Source organism: Bengtsoniella intestinalis (assembly GCF_039719005.1).
Taxonomy (GTDB): Bacteria; Bacillota; Clostridia; order Oscillospirales; family Oscillospiraceae; genus Oscillibacter; species Oscillibacter intestinalis.
This window is the reverse complement of sequence record NZ_CP133584.1, coordinates 1417579-1435372: the sequence shown is the minus strand read 5'-3', so window position 1 is coordinate 1435372 and position 17794 is coordinate 1417579. Positions and strand designations below refer to the sequence as shown.

The following is a 17794-nucleotide window of genomic DNA, read 5'->3' as shown; positions in this document are numbered from 1 at the left end:
CTCGACCAGTGTGCGCCATGACCCCTGCAAGTGGTGACAGCCTTGCAGGGCGAGCGATTTTACCTCGTTGACTGTGGCAAGGCACGCCACAGCGCATTGACGATTTGGGAGCAGACAATGAGACACCACGCACGGCCTACGCATGAGATAGGTGGGTTGCCCTTGGGTTGAAAGCAGTGAAGACCCTTGATACATCACCCGTGTGACTTCTAGCCAGAAGTCACCTGTACTGTTCCTAATCCATCGGGGTGCGAGCCGCAAATAGATGGAACCCCTTTTTATATACTTTACGATTGGAGAAGGATTATGAACACCTTAGACCAACAAAAGATAGCTCACCAACAAATCGACCATATCTTTACGAAGCTATTTCCCACCGTGGGCATGACAGTGAGACAGTCGCAAATCCACCTTGCCCACACCATGTTCGACCATATGGTGAACAGCAAAATCTCCCTCAATGACGCTGGCACTGGCAGTGGAAAAACCTATGCCTACCTCGTCGCCAGCATTGTGTTTATTCAGTATCGAGCCAACTGTGGGCTATACTTTGCCCCTGTGATTATTTCCACATCTAGCATCGCCTTGCAAAATGCGGTGCTACGAGAATACCTCCCCCTGCTGTCCAGAGTATTGGTGGCAGATGAGATTTTAGACAATCCCATTCGGGCTGTTGTTCGCAAAGGGAAGCGCCACTATGTGTGTGATGTAAAACTGGCTCGTACAATCAGAAAACTTTCTGGGGCAAAGAAGAACAAAGAAGCCGCCAGAGCCATCCGATCCCTGCAATACCGTGTGGACGTGGATGGTGTATCCGTCACTCCCTTTGACCATCAGCAAATCTGTGTACCACCCAAATGCCAGTGTCGCCACAAAGACTGTCGCTACAAGCGATTTATCCATGGCTGTCAAACGGAGCAATATCACTTTCAAATTTGCAACCACAATTATTTGATAGCGGATGGCATCCACCGTGACTCTGCCAAGCCAGCCCTATTCCCTAGCCCCTGCACCGTCATTGTGGACGAAGCCCATAAGCTTCCCGAAACGGCACGGCAGATGTTTGGAGTCTCCCTCACCAGCACACAGATTCCGACCCTCATTCGCCATTTACGAGAAGCACGCCAACCTCAGTGGGCAGAGACCCTTCGCCGCAGTAGTCTCAATATCTATGCTATGTTGTCTACCCCTTGGGATGAAGCTATCACCGTGGAGAACTACCAACAGAAACTACTACCTGTGCAAACAACGCTAGAGGGTCTGTACAAGGCACTCTACCCACACTACCCCTTAGACCTCCTAGATGAAATATCATCCCTACTGAACACTGTTTCTCTTTTGTCAGCCAATCAATCCAAGATGGTGTGTTACACCAGTGAGGATGAAAGCAATCGTACTCAGTTTTGTGCCACATCCGTGGATTTGACAAGCCGACTGAAGTCTACCCTCTGGAACCAAAATCGTCCCTTTATTATGACATCGGGCACGCTGGCTGTGGGGCATGATTTCCGCCGCTTTAAGGAACTGGCCGGTCTAGTGGAGGAAGTCAAAGTGGTGGAATCGGTGTTGCCCTCTGCCTTTGATTATGGCGAGCATTGTATGCTGTACTTACCAGACCATCCCTTGCGTTTAGACGGCGACGCTTATGCCCAAGAACTTGCCGAGGAGATTCGTTCCCTTTGTATGGGAAGTCATGGACACGCACTGGTGCTGTTCACTTCCTATGCTACCATGACGGCAGTGAAGCAGTGCCTAGCAGCAGAACCGCTACCATATCCGCTATTCACCCTTGGGAAAAACAATGGCCGCACCCTAGACCAATTCCGAGCCACCCCCGGTGCTGTCCTCTTTGCCACTGGCTCTGCGTGGGAGGGGATGGACTTTCCCGGCGACTGCGTGTCCCTGCTCATCATCCCTCGACTACCATTCCCGTTCCCCGATGCCCTCAAAGAGCGTGAGAAGGAGCAATATCCCACCTTGCAGGAGTTTATCCAGTCGGCAGTCATTCCCGAAATGCAGATGAAACTGCGCCAAGGGTTTGGACGAGCCATCCGCACCGAGACGGACACCTGTGTGGTAGCCATCTTGGATGAGCGAGCCACCGACAATGGGCGATACCATCACGAGGTATTGACCGCCTTACCAGACATCCCCGTCACCGACCAAGATTGGCAGATTGAAGCCTTTCTTCGTCGCACCAAGGAGGACAGTTATTTCGAGGAGGGGCGGCTATGAGTGAAACCAACCGCAAACTACAATGCCAGATAGCCCTGCAAGTCCTAGCCAAATTGCAGGACGCAGGGCTCCTGAGTGCCGAGGAAGTGGACAGGGTTTCCGCCCTCACCAGAAGCCACTATGCCATCCGAAGTGTCTGGGAATTGTCATAGCTATTCCATCACTTCTGTGGTAATGTTGTGGTCAATAAAAAGAGAGGAGGAGCGGCCATGTTGCAGAAAACCGTCACAAAGATTGATGCCATTAAAACCAACCAAGACAAGCTACGAGTGGCGGCCTACTGCCGTGTTAGCTCCGACTCCGCTGACCAGCTTAACTCCTATGCCGCCCAGATTAAAGCTTACACCCAGATTATCACCAGTCAAGCCGACTGGGAACTGGTAGACATCTATGCCGACGAGGGTATCACTGGCACCAAGCTGGAAGGACGAGAGGAGTTCCAGCGGATGATGTCCGACTGCCGAAAGGGTCGGGTGGATCGACTTCTGGTGAAATCCCTCTCTCGCTTCGCACGAAATACCAAGGACTGCCTGTCCGCCCTCCGAGAGCTGGCAACACTGGGTGTCACTGTTAAATTCGAAAAAGAGAATATCGACACTGGAACGCTCACCACAGAACTGATGGTGAGCGTTTCTGGCGCTCTGGCGCAACAGGAGTCAGTGTCCATCTCCCAAAATCAACGACTGAGCTACCGCCGACGGATGGAGCGTGGGGAGTTTATCACTTGCAAGGCACCCTTCGGGTATCGGCTGATAGGATGTAGCCAGATGGAAATTGTTCCAGAACAGGCTACGCTGGTGCAGGGAATGTTTGAAAAATATCTTGATGGAATCAGCCTAGAAGATATTGCGACTTGGATGTCCGCTCTGGGTGTAGCAACGATGGACGGAAACTATCGGTGGCAAATCTCTACCATTCAGCTCATTCTGAGTAATGAAAAATACGTTGGAGATGCTCTGTGCCAAAAACGATATACCACAGATTTCCCCTTCGTCAAAAAACGAAATGGTGGGGAAGTTGCTCAATACTACATCGAGGATACTCATCCAGCCATCATTGACCGTGAGACCTTTGAAAAGGTGCAGGCGCTGATAAAGCGAAAAGGGCTACGCACTTCCACCGCACACACCAAAACCCTACTGTCCCTAAAAGTTAGATGCGCACACTGCGGAACGCTATTCAAGCGAAGGATATCCAAAAAGGGAGACACCTATTGGGTGTGCCGTACCCATGACCAAAAAGCATCTGACTGCCCTGTAAAGTGGACTTCAGAGGAAACAATCTACCAAACCTTCATCACCCTATACAATAAGCTAAAATCCAACTATACAGATATCTTCCCACCAGCCCTGCGACAACTAGAGGAACTACAAACCGCCCTACAGCGGAACAACCCTCAACTTCTCGAAATCAACACCGCCATCGCCCAGACCGCCGAGCAGCAGCACAAAATTCAAAAGCTACAGACGGCAGGGCTTCTTGATGCGGAAGCCACCCTCGCCAAACGCACCGCCCTCCAAGCCCAAATGACTACCCTGCGCCATCAGCGGAGACGGGTCATTGAGAACGAGGACATTGAGGAACGAGTGGATGCCATTCAGCAAACCATCGCCATCCTAGAGCAGGGGCCAGACCGCATGGAAGAACTGGACGAACCACTCTTTGAGGAACTGGTAGAGCAAATCACCATTGACCAGCATGGCAACATGACCTTCCACCTCTACGGTGGCATCACACTGACCGAGGAGGTCGCACCATGAGCAATCGGAAAACTCTATACGGCTACACCATCCAGAACGGCTCCTTCACAGCGGTAGCCTCCGAATCGGAAACGGTGAAGAAGATATACAGCTGGTACTGCGAGGGTGATTCCTATCTGACCATCGCCAATCAGCTCAACAGCGAGGGCATCCCCTACTGGATGGACAACCCCCTCTGGAACAAGCACAAGGTGAAGCGACTGCTTGAAAACCCACGGTACACGGGGCAGGACGGCTACCCTCCCATCATACCAGAGGAAACCTTCCGCATGGTGCAGTGCATCATCGGTGGCAAAGGGAGCAAGGGCACCAGAGTCGAAAAACCTAGTCCAACAAAACCGCCCATAACACCATCAACCTACACCTACAACCCCACAGCAGAAGTCCTCCGCAACAACAATCAAATCAATCACGGACTGGATCACCCAGACAACCCAAATAAGGTAATCGACCTCATATTGCAGGGAATTTCCATTCGATATCAATGCCTAACGAGAGAGGAGTGAGAACATGATACAGACCACCGAGCGTCGAGTGCGGATGATACCAGCCGCCCAACAGACTGCCACAGGCACCACCCAAACCAAAAAGCTACGAGTGGCGGCCTACTGCCGAGTGTCCACCGACAGCGACGAGCAGCTCACCAGCTACGAAGCCCAAAAGAGCTACTACACCGAGAAAATCCAAGCCAATCCCGACTGGGAGATGGCTGGCATTTATGCCGATGAAGGTATCTCTGGCACTGGGCTGAAAAAACGAAAAGAGTTCAACCGCATGATTGCCGCTTGCAAACGTGGTCGCATCAATCTCATTCTCACAAAATCCCTCTCCCGATTTGCCCGTAATACGGTGGACTGTCTGGACACCGTGCGCACCCTAAAAGCCAACGGCATCGGGGTTATCTTCGAAAAGGAAAATATAAACACACTGACCGAGAGTAGCGAGTTCCTCATCACCCTGTTCAGTGGCTTCGCCCAAGCGGAAAGTGAGTCCCTCAGTCAGAACGTCCTCTGGGGCAAGCGGAAACGGATGGAGTCGGGGGAATTCACCTTCCCCAAGCTACTGGGCTACCAGAAAAATGATGACGGCACCATCGAAATCATCCCAGAGGAAGCGGAGACTGTTCGCTACATCTACCGCCGTTACCTCGAAGGAGCCAGTATCGCCACGTTGAAAACTGAGCTGATAGCAACAGAACAGCTCACCAAAAAGGGCACCCTCAACTGGGGGCATCAAGCCATCCAGAACATCCTCGCCAACGAGAAATACATCGGGGATGCCCTCCTGCAAAAGACCTTCACCCAAGACCCCATCAGCAAGAAGGTCATAAAAAACCAAGGGGAACGCCCCATGTACTACGTAGAGAACCACCACACCGCCATCGTGCCACGGGACATCTATGCCAGAGTGCAAGAGGAGTTGGCACGGCGAAACTCCAAGCGAAAAACCATGGAGAACACCACCACCGAGCAGGGGAAATATTCAAGCAAATATGCTCTGTCTGAACTGCTAGTCTGTGGTGAATGTGGTTCGCCCTACCGCAGAGTGACATGGAGCAGAAATGGCACCAAGCGCATCGTCTGGCGATGTACCTCTCGACTGGAAAATGGCACGAAATTCTGTCAGCACTCGCCCACCATGGAGGAGGAAAAGCTCCACAGCCTCATCATGGAACAGCTTCACGACTTCGCCAACACACAGCAAGAAGTCCTACCAACCCTGCTGGATCACATCACCCAAGTGGTGAGTGGGCAGGGGGATGACGGCAGCGAACAGCTAAAAGATAGACTTCTGGAGATAACCAACCGACAGGCAATCCTGCTGGAGATGGTGCTAGAGGACATGGACAACCCCGACCTGTCCGCCCAAATGCAAGCCCTTGCAGAGGAGAAAAAAGTCCTCCAGACACAGCTAGACAGCCTAGCCCCCAAACGACCCACACAGCCCAGCGTAGAGAGCCGTGTGGCACAGATTGCCCACTGGGTGCAATTCCTACAACCCGAAACCCAGTACAGCAACGACCTCATCCGCCAAGCCATCCAGCAGATAACCGTGCAGGACGGCGAGACGGTGGGAATAAAATTCAAAGGAGGAACCTAACAATGTATAATGTACCATCCAGAGAAGAAGTGAAGTATTACAAAGACACCTACCCAGCCGGCACCAGAGTCCGACTCCTCTCCATGAGCGACCCTCAAGCTGTACCATCTGGAACCATTGGAACCATTATTTTTGTCGATGATATGGCGCAGGCGGTCATGAAATGGGACAACGGACGAACCTTGTCGTTGGTTCTGAACGTGGATCGCTTCGAGGTGTGCCGAGAGGAACCCGTTCAGAAGTCCAAGCCCCAGAAGAAAAATGTGGCCCGGTAAATAGTAATAGGCTAGGCCACCAGTACGGATAACGTGCTGGTGGCCTAGCCCTTTTTTGCTTATTCAATTATCTTTTGAGTGAATGCCCACCGCAGGGAACTTACCATATATCGAATTGAGGGTCTTCCTCCACATCCGCTTCTTTCCCAGAATTTATAAGTTTATATATCCATTTGTAGAGAAATTTTTGCCCAGCAGCATTGACTTTTATGAGCTCCTTATAGCAACGCAATAGATAGTTTTGTTCTGCTACTTCTGGGCTCTCTATCTCTAAGAAAAGAAGCGTAATGCTCACATTAAAGGCTGTTGAAAACTTGGATAATAGCGCAACGGTGATGGCAGTTTCACCTCGCTCGACCTGTTCCACATAGGTTGCAGACTCCCCGATGTGTGAACCAATTTGTTCCACCGATAATCCCTGCTCCAAACGATGTTTTTGCAGACACATCCCTGTAGCAACTGTTAACTTATCCATATCGTCAGCTCTCCCATATAATTTCAGCACAATTCGTTTTGTAACTTTAACTATATCAGTAATTCTATAAACTGTAAATAAACTGTAGGTCAATTTTTGTGACTCACAGTAACAATTTGAAAAAATTTGAGAAATTTACAGCGTGTAAGATAGAAAAACAAGTGCATCTTTTTTGGCCACTATATCCACAAGGGAGCCAGGCGAACCCTCCAGCGACCATCCAAATGGTCAACGGAGTGTTCGTGCTGGCTGTTTCCTTCTCAGCCAAAAAGTAAATAAAAGGCCACAATACAGGGGGATTGCCCTGCATTGTGGCCTTTTTCTTTTCTAACGAAATCCGTTATATTATAACAATTCTCAGCTTCCTACTGAGGAAATCGTTATAATATACCGCAAAGGAGCGTTGGCTATGATTAAGATTTTACTTTCCACCCGACTTGGCGAACGAAGGTGGACGCAGGCTGACCTTGCCCGGGCGACAGGTATTCGTCCTTCCACTATCAACGAAATTTACAACGAGTTCGCAGACCGTGTTAAGCTAGACCACTTAGACTTGATATGCGAGGCGCTCGACTGTGACATTGCAGACTTGATACGTCGGGACGAAAATTTGGAGCCACGGACGAAGACCCGACAAGGACTTCCTATACATAGCAAGAAAGGCTAATCTCCCTGCATCGGACGTTTACTCGTCCGATGCTTTTTTTTTGCGGTTCAAACCGTCCTCAACGTGGCATAGTTCGAAACCGCCTCCGAGGCGTTGATTGTCACGAATTAACGCAGGGTCCCAGCCCTCGCTATTAGGACTACCTTTTGATGGGATGGGCGTGCTCATTTTGTACTGACCAGATATTTTTACTACATCTTCGATTTGGCAGTCAATGGCAATGCAGATGCGCTCAATTACGCTAAGCGCAACAGCTTCGTCCTTGCCCATTTTTGCCATCGTGGCTCGACTCAAACCTATTAGGTTTGCAAGCTCCATTTTGCCGATACCTTTGTCCAGCAGTGTGTGCCAGAGTGGATTGTAAGAAATCATGTGAACCCTCCTTTTGTTTTTAACAACAATAACACAATATGTTTAACTTGTCAAAACTTTTTTTCACAAATACGAAAATAACTGTTGACAAGTCGTACATGGTCGTGTATTATGTGACTATAAACACAGAACAAACTTTCACAAACACAAACAAAACTAAGGAGAACACAAACATGATGAAATATCAAGAAATCAACGCACGCTATACCGCCCTGGTTGCCAGCTATCTGGCAACAGGGTACACCATTAACACTTCATCCATGAGCGGTAGCCAAGGTGAAATCGCTTCCATCGACCTAACCAACGGCACCGACATCTACCGCATCCAGCTCCAAGAAAGCAACCGCTGTATCTCTCCCTACGGCATCCGTGCTCTGGAGCTTATCGTTGGGCGCTCCACCGATAACGTGAAGCCTAACACCTGCAATTACAACCAGACCATCTGGACCAACAACTTGGAAATCATCTCCACCGCATCCTTCTACCGCATCGCTGAACGCAGAGACGGCGAAAAGCTATACGGCACCAAAGAAGAAGCCATGGCCGCCGAGGATATCCGCTACAAGCGCTACTTGCTCAAGGCCAAGACAGGCCCCAGAAGCCTGGAGATGACCCCCAAAGCAATCGAAATCGCCAAGCGCATCATCAAGAAGAACCTCCACCTATCCCGCATCAACGGCGCAAACATCCACATCGCCAGAATCCGCATGGGCTACATGGTCCAATACAATAACCGAACCATCAGTGTTCGCTGAAAGGAGCCAACATCATGACAGTATCATCCATTGAGCAAGCCTGGGCCAAGGTTAACGAAATCTTCCCCACCGATTACCGCAAGGACGAAAGCATCTCCCAACGAGCTGGCTATCCCATTTACCGCTCCACCGTGGACGGTAACTCCTCCGATTACATCTGTGACCTGGGTGCCCGCCTGGAGGTCAATCTCTCCACTGGCAAGAGCATCAACATCTGGATTGTGGAAACGGTGGAAACCCTCCAGGCCAAGGTGGATGCGCTCCAGAAGGAAGTTGCCCAGCTGGAAGCAGAGCTTGAGGAAGCCCAGGGTTGGAGACCCTACGAAAGCGAACACAACGTGAAGCAAGCTGACTATGAAGTGCTTGCCAACAGCGGAGCAACCCGCACCCTAACTGATGATGAAGCCGTGGAGTTGGTCGCCAGCGAGTTTGGTTTTGACCCCCGCCGCATCCTTATCCAGCATGAAGTAGAAACCGAGGAAATCAACCTTCGTCGCAAGCTTCGTATGACTGGAACTGTCAAGCGTGACCCCCTCTACTGTTCCACCGATTGGAACTACATCCGCTTCGACTGCGGCTCTTGGTCTTATGAAATCTACAACGGCATGTGCCGCCACTTCCATCACTAAAACTCAACATCCCGCCACGGAGGTTACGATGGCAGAAGGAGAAATCATGCCAATACCATGGATTGTGTTCCGCTTGGGTGACAAGGAACTTGCATCCTGCACCATGAAAGGCTCTTTCATGGGCGAAGTACAAGCGACAGCAGAACTTCTCGCATCGGAGCATGGCGTAGACACGTCAGAAATTTTAGTGACCATCGAAGCCAGACCGCTACACCAGAAGCCAGAAACCGAATAGGAGGATGCACCCATGACCATGTGGAAAATCAGAAATAGTGCCCACGGCGGATATGTTGCCGAGTTGGGATTTTGCGTCGAATCCACCCCCTGTGGGTTCAAACCTGGGAACTATATGCCAGCGTTCATTCGCTCCGAATCCTACAGCTTTGATACCCTCGCCAAAGCAAGGCGATATGTACAGCGGAAGCAGAAAGAATCCGCATGCTACAACCATCCTGTGGTTGAGGAGTTCTACAACGTTTAACCCATTCCCCCACAGGGGGGAGAAAGGATATCCACTATGAAGTTTAACGTCGATATGTCCAAGCCCAAAGAAATCGCAAAGCTAATCGCATCCACTGAAAGCACCATCCTATCTGGTCACAATGACCAAGGCGAAGAAGTCTACATCGCATTACAGCAAGGGGTCGGGATGACCCACATGACCAAGCACGCAAGCAAGCCAAAGTGGTTGGAAGTCGTGGAGTACGATGCAGATGGCTATGTGGAGTCCCTGAGCTATCAGCCCGCCTGTGACCTTGCCGCCAACTAGACACCATACCACCTGGCCTATCGGGTATACGGGGAGAAAGGGATTGCTATGATTTCAAACTACGAACTGATGAACCTTTGCATCAAGAACCAGTGGTTCACCGCTGGCACCACTACCCAGTATGACAAGATGTTTACCGTGGCAGAAGATGGTGCAGACCTGGACTGCATCGTAATGCTTATCTGGCTCTGCTCCGAGGAGCCCTGGACTACCGCCACCATCAAGTCCACCATCGAAGCCTTCATCGCTTCCAAGGAACCTACCATGACCTTCCAGGCATACATCTTGGAGAAGATGGCAGTGGATGGTGAATTTGACTGCATCATCGGTGATGTGGATATGCCCGCCACCGTCTGTGTGGGCGACGACATGCCTTTCCCCACTGACCGCATGCGGGAAAAATATGGCGCCCTGTTGGATGCCAAGGTCAACGTCTTGTCTGACAGCACCGTGGAAGTGCTCTTTGATGATGACCGCCTGGGCGAACGCTTCTGCCTGGACATGGCGGGCTACTGCTCCCAGGATGAATACACCCAGCTCACTGGGTTGGACTGTTAAGGAGGGCGCATCATGCACAATGAATTCATCTGCAAAGAGCTTGTGGAGCAGTTTGGCCAACGGCAAGCAAGCCACCACTACCCCTGCCCACGGTGCGGAGAGGATGCCATGAGCGAAAGCCTATGGCGCAACGCTCTTTCACGGAATGGGAATGTCTGCATCTGCAACCAGTGCGGCTCAGCCGAAGCCTTGGAAGCGTTCATGGGGGACCCCCTCCCAGTATCTGAGTGGGCAGTGTTGCAAAATCCATCTGCATACGCCAAACGGACATAACACCCCCTGCAACCCCTTATATCGCTGTTGCAACGGTGGTGTTGTGGGTTGGGCGGGTGAACGCCCCGCCCCAGGCACACGCCACAGACGCGCCCATGAAACGAGAAAAAGCCCCTATGCAGGTTTGTGGCCTGCATAGGGGCTTTTTCTCTGGGTATCTCCCACGTCGTCTACATCAATACATAACGTAGGCACGCAATCCTTCGACGGTCGCAGGAGATTTGGTATTTACTTGTTTGTTTTGCTCCCGATGTAACCGCCAATGGCACCGATGGCGGCACTGGCGATGGTTTCACCCTCCATGGCAAGGCTAATCACCGCAAGAACAATCAGCCCCACCACGGCGATGGTGTCATTGTCCACAAAGCTGAATTTTTCCACAATGGGGGAAAGAATTGTGGATTGTTTGTCGTCTTTTTTGACGTCTGGCATTTTAGCCAGTTTTTCTGGCTCAGCCATAAATGCCAGCACGGTCGTTGACCACGAACATACGAATCATGTCTAGGGACAAGTCCACATCAGCAGGGCGATTGTCTTCGTCAAAGACAGTGCCGCTACCTTGGATGTGTCCTGCATCAATCAGTTTTTTGATGGTGGTCTGTGCGTATGCGGGCATTTCAGATACTTTGTTGTAGCGCATTTCTTCTTCCTCCGTTTCATCTTCATACAGGCTATAGTCAGGGCGGCCGTAGCCTGCGATTTTCGAATAGGTCAAGCTGTAGGATTTGGCGGCCACAGCTCCGCCGTTTTCTACCACGCCACTGGCGCTGGATGTGTTGCCTTCGATGGTGTACACCTTGGTGCCGTCGACAGCATAGACCAGCCCTGTATGGTAGGCACTGTCGCCACCGTCACTGGTGAAGAAAATCTGGTCACCAACTTGGGGCGTGGAGAAAAACTGCCCTGCGGACTTGTAATAGCCCATCAGGTATGTGCAAGATGCACCCAGTCCACCAAGTGATTGGTAGGTCATGGCCAGCGCCATTTCCACCCCAAATGTGGACTGTTTGCACCATGCCACGAAGATGGTGCACCAGGCATACCCTTGTTTGGCGCCATTGTACCAGCCAATGGCGTCAAGGTCACGGGCATACTTGGTGTAATTGGCTGAGCCAGAGTTGGCAGTGGGGTCGTCCAGTTGGCTGTTGGATGCCTTCTCCAAATAGCCGATTTCGGCTTGCGCTGTGGCAATGAGTTTTTCGATTGCGGTCATCAGATATCCCCTCCATCAGTCAAGCTGGAAAATTGAGACACCAATTTATCATATCCGAACATGGCAGCGTAAGCCACCATGATGCCCAGGACGATAAATGCTCCGTACCAATACCAAGTCAGGGGCAGCAGTTTGATTTGGCAATAAGCAATAGCCACAGCTACGGTGACCACGACTGATAGCACAAGTACAAAGATGTTGATTTTAGCGCTACCTTCCAAGGCTGGGAACGATGCCTTGACAACTTCGGTGATGATGGTGACAAGAACTGTTAAAATTGCAATGATAATCAGCATTTGGCTGATGATGGTTGTGTAATCCATAAAATTCTCCTAACTCGCAAGGTGGTCGGTGGCCTGTTCGTTGAGGAAATGGAAGTATTTCTTCCTGGCCTCATCGTAGGCGGCAACCCCTTCTTCGACTTCTCCATTGGCGTACCCTCGCTTCAAAGCCACAGCTGTGGCATACGACATCTTTGCCGTGGCCATCTGCATTTCAAGCGCCAATAGGCTTTCTTTTTTTCGGGCTTCAGCCCGCTCGTCCGTTGCCTTGTCTCTTGCGGCTTGTCGGCGAGTGAATGCCGCCATAAATAAGGCCACGATAAGAGACGGCAACACTGTGGCAATCAGTGATTCTGCCGACATAGCTACCTCCACAAATGATAGAGGGAGGCGATTGCTCGCCCCCCTCTGCTGATTTACAGCTGGACTTCCAGCGCTTCGATGATAGCCTCGACATTAGACTTGATAAGCTCGGGAACCTCTTCCAGAGTCTTCATGCCCTTCACAATAAGGGTTGCATATACAATAGCCATGACCTGCACCTCCTTCCCGAACAAAATGGACAAAAGAAAGAGCCGAAGACTATTCATAGTCCTCAGCTCCTTCCGTATTGAGTAACGCAAGCACTTCTTCACGAAGCGCCTGCGGCACATCCTCGATTGTTTTCAGACCCTTTTCGATAAGGTCTGCGTATATTTTTGCCATGCCGTTATCCTCCTAGCATTAGTTCGTAGACATCGCACAGGGCCAGCTGGGTGTCAGTCAGCTGAGACTCTAGGGATTCCTTCTCGGTTTCCAGCTGGGTCACTCGCTCTTTGAGCGTGGGGATAGTATATGCCTCTTCCTCGGCCAGCTTGGCTTCGGACAGATAGACATTGTAGTTTTCTGTGATGGCATCAGACAGCCCATCCACAGTCTCCAGTTCGAGCTTGTATTCGTCGTACTCGTAGCCACTGATGGTAAGCCCATCAACGGTTTCGGAGAACTCCTCTACATTCTCGTAGAAACGTGCGAGGGAATAGCCGGGCTTCTTAGGCTGCTCCTCTAGCGTAAATGCTCCGTTGGGGGATAAGTCGCCTCTTACTCTCATACCGTACAACCTCCTTTAGCGTCTTGACTCCTATGGGGTCAATGTATTTCACTCTGATTTTATGGCTATCACAGTGTCGAAGTTGCCCTATTCGGCTGAGCAAACCTGCAGCCTGTCGATAGCTTATTCGGGTACCAGCTTTAATCTTCTTCTCCACCCTGCGACACTGTCTGGTCAAGCGGAGAAAATTCCTCTTGCGGAGGATGGTGTGGGTGCGAGAATACCGAAAGCCCACCGCATTCACCATGCGCTTTGCTGTTGGGTACACTTGCCAGTTTTTCTTCATCGTCAGCCCAAGGTGCTCCTGCATGAAAATGGCAATCAGTTTTCTCGCCTTGTGGAGCTTCTTTTTGTTGGGGCCGAAGATGGTGATGTTGTCCATGTAGCGTGTCATGTACTTTACGCCGGGCAGGGACATGATGTAGTGGTCAAGTGGCTCCAGAAAATAGTTCGCCAGCCATTGGCAGATGTAGTAGCCGATGGCCAGCCCTTCGCCACATGTCTTTGTCAACTTAAAAATACACAAAAAGGGCGCGTAAAAGTGCATAGGGTCAGCGTTGGGGAATAACATTAGCGAGAAAAAACTTAAAAAATTGCTGAAAAATGTCGAAAACGGAAGTGGGCTTCCTGTTATTTGCTAAATTCTTCTTGTATAATGAAAACAAGAAGGAGGTGTGCACAATGGCTAGAAATGAACTTGGCGTTGCTTTAAAAGGGTTCCGTATAGAACAAGGGATGACGCAGGAAATGGTAGAGGGTCGCAGTGGAATTTCTGTTAGAACAATTCGGGATGCAGAGCGAGGAAGCAAAGATACAAAAATGAGTACACTTCAAACATTGGGCAATGTATATGGCATGGAACTGGGGTTTTACCCAAAAACCTTTCAGATGGAGAGGGGTGAGTTGCAATGGGTAGCGTAGACATTGCAGAAATTTACAGCCTGCTTTACTCCTTAGGCATCACCGCCAACTATCGAGGTTTTTTCCATACCAGCTACGCCGTCTATCTCGTCATACAAAATCCAGAAAGGCTGCTCCTCATCACCAAGTGGCTGTACCCAGAGGTAGCCAAACACTATAAAACCACTTGGCAATGCGTTGAGCGCAACATTCGCACAATCACAGAGCTTATTTGGATACACAATCGAATTTTGTTAGAGCAGATGGCGCACCATCCTATGGAGAAAAAACCTAGGAATGGTGCTTTTTTGTCCCTTCTAGCCTCAACGCTCACGTTGCCTGGACATGGATTGTGTCAAGCGGTAGCTCTCCCCAGAGAAGATGACTATGTGCGAATGGTGTACCAAGCGGTCAATGAGAGCTGCCGTCAAGCGGTTATCCCCAAAGACTGTATTCCATTGAGAGAATTCCAGATTGGATGTAATGATGAGGCTTTTCCGCTCATAACAGTCGGCAATCACTTGGAATAACAGCTCTGCTGCCGCTTTGTGCAACGGTACAAAACCAATTTCATCAATGACCATTAACTGCACCTTTTTTAGCGTAGATAAGAAACTGTTCAAGGTGCCCTTGTTGTTCTTTTCCAATAAAATATTGGCAAGAGATGCAGCTGTAAAGAAGCGAACAGGCCGTCCTTCTTGGCAGGCGTTCAACGCCAGAGCTGTGGCAAGATGGGTCTTGCCTGTCCCAACGGCGCCCATAAAAATAAGGTTTTCCTTGGGTGCCAAAAATTGCAAATCTTCCATATACTCTCGTGTTAGTCCAACTGGCAGTGCTATTTCATTGCGCCAAGTGAAGTCATCCAAGGTTTTTAGCACCCCAAATCCTGCACTTTTTACCATGCGGTTAATGCGGTTTATTTCTCGTTCTCGCAACTCCAGTTGTAATAAATCGGTTAGATATTGCTCATTATTTCGGTATTCCACACTTGTCCACTCTTTTGCCAAACCACCTAATTTCAAGGTTTTCATGTATTGCTCAACCATGTAAATCACCTCCTATCAATCCGTCGTAAGCGCTCAAATTTGGCGTGTAATGTAGGTCAGGCGTGGTAATATCCAAAGTCAACGGCTCTGGTCGGTGTTCCTTTTTGGCAATCATGTAGTAGCATTGGCGGACACTATCCGCATCGGTGCGGCCATTCTCATGCGCCAACTCTAGCACTTCGTCGCAAAAGGTGGCGTTGCCATCTTGGACGATTTCATCCAGTAATTGTAGCGCACTTTTTCGTGCCTGTCCTTGGGCTTGGTGGAGATGCTGTTGCCAAAGAGGTGGCATTTGGTTGAAGAATCGAGTGTGAGATACCCCGCCAGGCTTTCTGCATAAAACGCCAACATACTGTTTCCAATCATAGTACTCTTGGTGTGTTTCATAACTTCTTTTATAACTTCCAACTAAGGTATGGTCATGGTAAAATTCAATGCAGTCATAATAAATTTTCGCTTGCACAATCTCTCGACTCAGCGCTGGTGACAGACCATACTTATTGGTGTCAATGGTGACAAAGCCATATTTATTCACCGCCAAGCTTTCGTAACGGAACACCGAAAAAGGGTGCTCTGGCAGGGGTAGTAGCGCCTCACGATCTGCTTCCCACAGTTCCTGTATCTCAATCTGATGCTTGTAATGGAGACGCTGTGCATCCTGCTCGCACCAGTCGAAAAGCTGTTCGTTGAAGGTATCGAAGGAGGTAATGGTCGGCACAGGAACAAAGGCGTTTCTGCGGCTATATCCCACTTTATTCTCCACGTTGCCTTTCTCGTTGCCAGCGGCAGGATTGCAGAATTCAGCCTTAAATCGGTAATGCAGCATGAATCGGGTGAATCCATCGGTCAGCACTCGTTCACCATGGTCTAGGACCTTCACCACGGCGGTAGACATATTGTCGAAGCGGATGACGGGTGGCACGCCACCCATGTGCTCAAAAATCTGCTTCATGCCTTCTAGCAAGCATTCTTGGTTTTGGGCTGGGAAATCTTGGGTGTATCCCTTGTTGGAATTGGGGAAGGACAGGGTTAGGGCGTAGCCTGTCCGCACTTTGGATGAGGCGTCGTTGTAGATGTGCTCGCCAAAATCCACTTGCCCACTGCCGTGGGGATGCGCCAGAGGCAGATAACCATCGGTTTGGCTGCTCATGGCGAATTTCTTCTTGCGCACATAACGCTTTACGCTGGAGTAGCTACCGAGGAATTTTTCTTCATCTCGTAAACGGCAATAGATTCGCCAAATTGTGTGTCGTTGCTTGCGTGGAATTTTGGTGTCATCCTCTAACCATTGGTCTATGATAGGGATGAAATCCCCTAAAATTGGATAGCTTTCTGCTTGAATGTTGGGTAGATGCTCATCGTTCCAGTCGTCTTTATGGGCGTACTTGCGCACCGTGCGATAATTGAGTCCTGTGATTTTTGCGATTTCATTGAGACTTTTCTCTTGGTTTTCGTACAAATCTTTGATATAATTCTTTTGAGCCATTCTTATCACCTTTCCGCTACCTCCTTAGTTCTAGACAAACTAATGGTAGCTCTTTTTTGAGGTGCTGACAATGGCTCTTTTTTTACGAGCCCAACCTATGCACTTTTCGCGCCCTTTTTCGGTACTTTTATTTTAGTGGAAACAGCCACAGGATTCGATGATACTGTAAACCAGTCGCAAGAAATCCTTGTCTTTGATTTTCCGAGCCAGCGCCCAAATGAGACGACTGTGGTCAATGCTGGGGTAGTATCGTGCCACATCCATTTCAGCGGCATACTTCGTTCCCTTTGGGTCACTGCGAAGCACACTCTTGATTTTCTTCTGGATGCGCTTTCCCCCACGGCCGGGGATGGATGCACAAGACCAGTGATGCATCCCACGCATGAGCACAGGCTTCATCACGGTCACGAGTACCCACTGCACCACGCCATCTGGCCAAAACGGAGCCATCTTGATTTGGCGGTGCTTTTGACTGCTGGGGTCATAGATTAACCGCTCCTTTGGGGGAGACGGCACGAAGCTTCCTTTGGCAAAGAGTTCATAGGTCATCTTAGTGTAGCGGTCTAGGTCTGCGACAACAGGTGCCACATCGGGTCTGTTCTCACGACCGTGAGCCGCTTCTAAAATGGTCTGACGGATGAACTCACAGTCCAAAAGCTTCTCATATAGGAATCCAACTTTTTTCGGCATGATAGCCTCCTTGTTTGCCTGCAAGGTCTTTCGAGAGCCCTACTAAACCCTGTCCTATGTGGCAATATTTTCACCAAGCGGTGTGGAAAGGCCTGTGCAATGCAAAGAGAAACAAACAAGCGGTCGGGCACCGAGGTTAGCGTTGGAGTTCGACGAAGTGTTGTTCGCATTGAAGTAAAACAGACCAGCGTTGGAGCCGTTACTGTAGTTACCGCCAACA

Annotated in this window: 28 protein-coding genes and 1 pseudogene; 16 read left to right on the top strand and 13 right to left on the bottom strand. The window is 50.0% G+C overall.

Translation table 11 applies throughout. The annotated features are described in order from the left end of the window. Positions 1–306: 306 nt before the first annotated feature. Genes RFF05_RS07015 through RFF05_RS06990 form a run of 6 tightly spaced genes read left to right on the top strand, consistent with a single transcriptional unit; the run spans position 307 to position 6370 of the window. Positions 307–2235 carry an ATP-dependent DNA helicase gene (locus RFF05_RS07015; protein ID WP_409969653.1) on the top strand — a complete coding sequence of 643 codons (1929 nt, stop codon included), beginning with the start codon at positions 307–309 and terminating at the stop codon, positions 2233–2235. Then, positions 2232–2387 carry a hypothetical protein gene (locus tag RFF05_RS07010; RefSeq protein WP_409969652.1) on the top strand — a complete coding sequence of 52 codons (156 nt, stop codon included), beginning with the start codon at positions 2232–2234 and terminating at the stop codon, positions 2385–2387. The genes RFF05_RS07015 and RFF05_RS07010 overlap by 4 nt, the downstream gene beginning before the upstream one ends. A 57-nt stretch (positions 2388–2444) precedes the next feature. Continuing rightward, positions 2445–3995, top strand: coding sequence for a recombinase family protein (locus tag RFF05_RS07005; RefSeq protein ID WP_409969651.1), 1551 nt, complete (start codon positions 2445–2447; stop codon positions 3993–3995). Then, complete coding sequence (locus tag RFF05_RS07000; RefSeq protein ID WP_409969650.1) at positions 3992–4501, top strand: recombinase family protein; 510 nt, start codon at positions 3992–3994, stop codon at positions 4499–4501. Before RFF05_RS07005 ends, RFF05_RS07000 begins: the two co-directional genes overlap by 4 nt. A 4-nt stretch (positions 4502–4505) precedes the next feature. Next, positions 4506–6095: a recombinase family protein gene (locus RFF05_RS06995; protein WP_409969649.1), complete on the top strand. Its 1590-nt coding sequence runs from the start codon at positions 4506–4508 to the stop codon at positions 6093–6095. A gap of 2 nt (positions 6096–6097) precedes the next feature. After that, on the top strand, positions 6098–6370 hold the full coding sequence (locus RFF05_RS06990; protein ID WP_409969648.1) for a DUF4314 domain-containing protein: 273 nt from the start codon (positions 6098–6100) through the stop codon (positions 6368–6370). A 100-nt stretch (positions 6371–6470) separates the two neighbouring features. On the opposite strand, the gene RFF05_RS06985 is transcribed toward RFF05_RS06990, so the two are convergent. Further along, positions 6471–6845 (bottom strand): helix-turn-helix domain-containing protein, encoded by a 375-nt coding sequence (locus RFF05_RS06985; protein ID WP_409969647.1) that lies wholly within the window; start codon positions 6843–6845, stop codon positions 6471–6473. 409 nt (positions 6846–7254) lie between these two features. Between RFF05_RS06985 and RFF05_RS06980 the strand changes: the two genes are divergently transcribed. After that, a complete protein-coding gene (locus RFF05_RS06980) occupies positions 7255–7512 on the top strand; it encodes a helix-turn-helix domain-containing protein (RefSeq protein ID WP_409969646.1) in 258 nt (85 codons plus the stop codon). Positions 7513–7530: 18 nt separating this feature from the next. Here the strand turns inward: RFF05_RS06980 and RFF05_RS06975 are convergent, their stop codons facing one another. Then, positions 7531–7884 (bottom strand): helix-turn-helix domain-containing protein, encoded by a 354-nt coding sequence (locus RFF05_RS06975; protein WP_409969645.1) that lies wholly within the window; start codon positions 7882–7884, stop codon positions 7531–7533. Between the two features lie 173 nt (positions 7885–8057). On the opposite strand from RFF05_RS06975, the gene RFF05_RS06970 reads away from it, so the two are divergent. From RFF05_RS06970 to RFF05_RS06940, 7 genes are read left to right on the top strand one after another with little or no spacing between them, the layout of a single operon-like run. Further along, a complete protein-coding gene (locus RFF05_RS06970) occupies positions 8058–8639 on the top strand; it encodes a hypothetical protein (RefSeq protein ID WP_409969644.1) in 582 nt (193 codons plus the stop codon). 14 nt (positions 8640–8653) lie between these two features. Beyond that, positions 8654–9268 (top strand): hypothetical protein, encoded by a 615-nt coding sequence (locus RFF05_RS06965; protein WP_409969643.1) that lies wholly within the window; start codon positions 8654–8656, stop codon positions 9266–9268. A 28-nt stretch (positions 9269–9296) separates the two neighbouring features. After that, positions 9297–9503, top strand: a complete 207-nt coding sequence (locus RFF05_RS06960; RefSeq protein WP_409969642.1) for a hypothetical protein — start codon at positions 9297–9299, stop codon at positions 9501–9503. 12 nt (positions 9504–9515) lie between these two features. Continuing rightward, positions 9516–9749 carry a hypothetical protein gene (locus RFF05_RS06955; RefSeq protein WP_409969641.1) on the top strand — a complete coding sequence of 78 codons (234 nt, stop codon included), beginning with the start codon at positions 9516–9518 and terminating at the stop codon, positions 9747–9749. A gap of 36 nt (positions 9750–9785) precedes the next feature. Next, the gene (locus tag RFF05_RS06950; RefSeq protein WP_409969640.1) at positions 9786–10037 is read left to right on the top strand and encodes a hypothetical protein; all 252 of its coding nucleotides are present in this window, start codon (positions 9786–9788) and stop codon (positions 10035–10037) included. Between the two features lie 48 nt (positions 10038–10085). Next, entirely contained in the window at positions 10086–10595 is a 510-nt protein-coding gene (locus RFF05_RS06945) for a hypothetical protein (RefSeq protein ID WP_409969639.1), read from the top strand. A 12-nt stretch (positions 10596–10607) separates the two neighbouring features. Next, on the top strand, positions 10608–10868 hold the full coding sequence (locus RFF05_RS06940) for a hypothetical protein (protein WP_409969638.1): 261 nt from the start codon (positions 10608–10610) through the stop codon (positions 10866–10868). Between the two features lie 228 nt (positions 10869–11096). On the opposite strand, the gene RFF05_RS06935 is transcribed toward RFF05_RS06940, so the two are convergent. From RFF05_RS06935 to RFF05_RS06900, 8 genes are read right to left on the bottom strand one after another with little or no spacing between them, the layout of a single operon-like run. Then, positions 11097–11327 (bottom strand): hypothetical protein, encoded by a 231-nt coding sequence (locus RFF05_RS06935; RefSeq protein WP_409969637.1) that lies wholly within the window; start codon positions 11325–11327, stop codon positions 11097–11099. Then, positions 11320–12081 carry a CHAP domain-containing protein gene (locus RFF05_RS06930; protein WP_409969636.1) on the bottom strand — a complete coding sequence of 254 codons (762 nt, stop codon included), beginning with the start codon at positions 12079–12081 and terminating at the stop codon, positions 11320–11322. The genes RFF05_RS06935 and RFF05_RS06930 overlap by 8 nt, the downstream gene beginning before the upstream one ends. Then, entirely contained in the window at positions 12081–12404 is a 324-nt protein-coding gene (locus RFF05_RS06925; protein ID WP_409969635.1) for a hypothetical protein, read from the bottom strand. Before RFF05_RS06925 ends, RFF05_RS06930 begins: the two co-directional genes overlap by 1 nt. A 9-nt stretch (positions 12405–12413) precedes the next feature. After that, on the bottom strand, positions 12414–12725 hold the full coding sequence (locus tag RFF05_RS06920) for a hypothetical protein (RefSeq protein ID WP_409969634.1): 312 nt from the start codon (positions 12723–12725) through the stop codon (positions 12414–12416). Between the two features lie 53 nt (positions 12726–12778). Further along, positions 12779–12895, bottom strand: coding sequence for a CD1375 family protein (locus RFF05_RS06915; RefSeq protein ID WP_409969633.1), 117 nt, complete (start codon positions 12893–12895; stop codon positions 12779–12781). Positions 12896–12944: 49 nt separating this feature from the next. Next, complete coding sequence (locus RFF05_RS06910; RefSeq protein WP_409969632.1) at positions 12945–13067, bottom strand: CD1375 family protein; 123 nt, start codon at positions 13065–13067, stop codon at positions 12945–12947. A gap of 4 nt (positions 13068–13071) precedes the next feature. Beyond that, on the bottom strand, positions 13072–13452 hold the full coding sequence (locus RFF05_RS06905; RefSeq protein WP_409969631.1) for a hypothetical protein: 381 nt from the start codon (positions 13450–13452) through the stop codon (positions 13072–13074). Further along, complete coding sequence (locus RFF05_RS06900) at positions 13394–13963, bottom strand: hypothetical protein (protein ID WP_409969630.1); 570 nt, start codon at positions 13961–13963, stop codon at positions 13394–13396. Before RFF05_RS06900 ends, RFF05_RS06905 begins: the two co-directional genes overlap by 59 nt. Before the next feature lie 170 nt (positions 13964–14133). On the opposite strand from RFF05_RS06900, the gene RFF05_RS06895 reads away from it, so the two are divergent. Both RFF05_RS06895 and RFF05_RS06890 read left to right on the top strand, forming a co-directional pair. Then, positions 14134–14373: a helix-turn-helix domain-containing protein gene (locus tag RFF05_RS06895; RefSeq protein WP_409967229.1), complete on the top strand. Its 240-nt coding sequence runs from the start codon at positions 14134–14136 to the stop codon at positions 14371–14373. Beyond that, positions 14361–14621: pseudogene (locus RFF05_RS06890) on the top strand (sporulation initiation factor Spo0A C-terminal domain-containing protein); the annotation flags it as partial. The gene RFF05_RS06895 and the pseudogene RFF05_RS06890, both read left to right, overlap by 13 nt. A gap of 54 nt (positions 14622–14675) precedes the next feature. Here RFF05_RS06890 and istB read toward each other — a convergent pair. The 3 genes from istB to RFF05_RS06875 all read right to left on the bottom strand — a co-directional run bounded on the left by istB (position 14676) and on the right by RFF05_RS06875 (position 17574). Next, positions 14676–15398 (bottom strand): IS21-like element helper ATPase IstB, encoded by a 723-nt coding sequence (gene istB, locus RFF05_RS06885; RefSeq protein WP_409967230.1) that lies wholly within the window; start codon positions 15396–15398, stop codon positions 14676–14678. After that, entirely contained in the window at positions 15391–16884 is a 1494-nt protein-coding gene (gene istA, locus RFF05_RS06880; RefSeq protein WP_409967410.1) for an IS21 family transposase, read from the bottom strand. Before istA ends, istB begins: the two co-directional genes overlap by 8 nt. A 132-nt stretch (positions 16885–17016) precedes the next feature. Continuing rightward, positions 17017–17574 carry a hypothetical protein gene (locus RFF05_RS06875; RefSeq protein WP_409969629.1) on the bottom strand — a complete coding sequence of 186 codons (558 nt, stop codon included), beginning with the start codon at positions 17572–17574 and terminating at the stop codon, positions 17017–17019. Between the last annotated feature and the right edge of the window lie 220 nt (positions 17575–17794).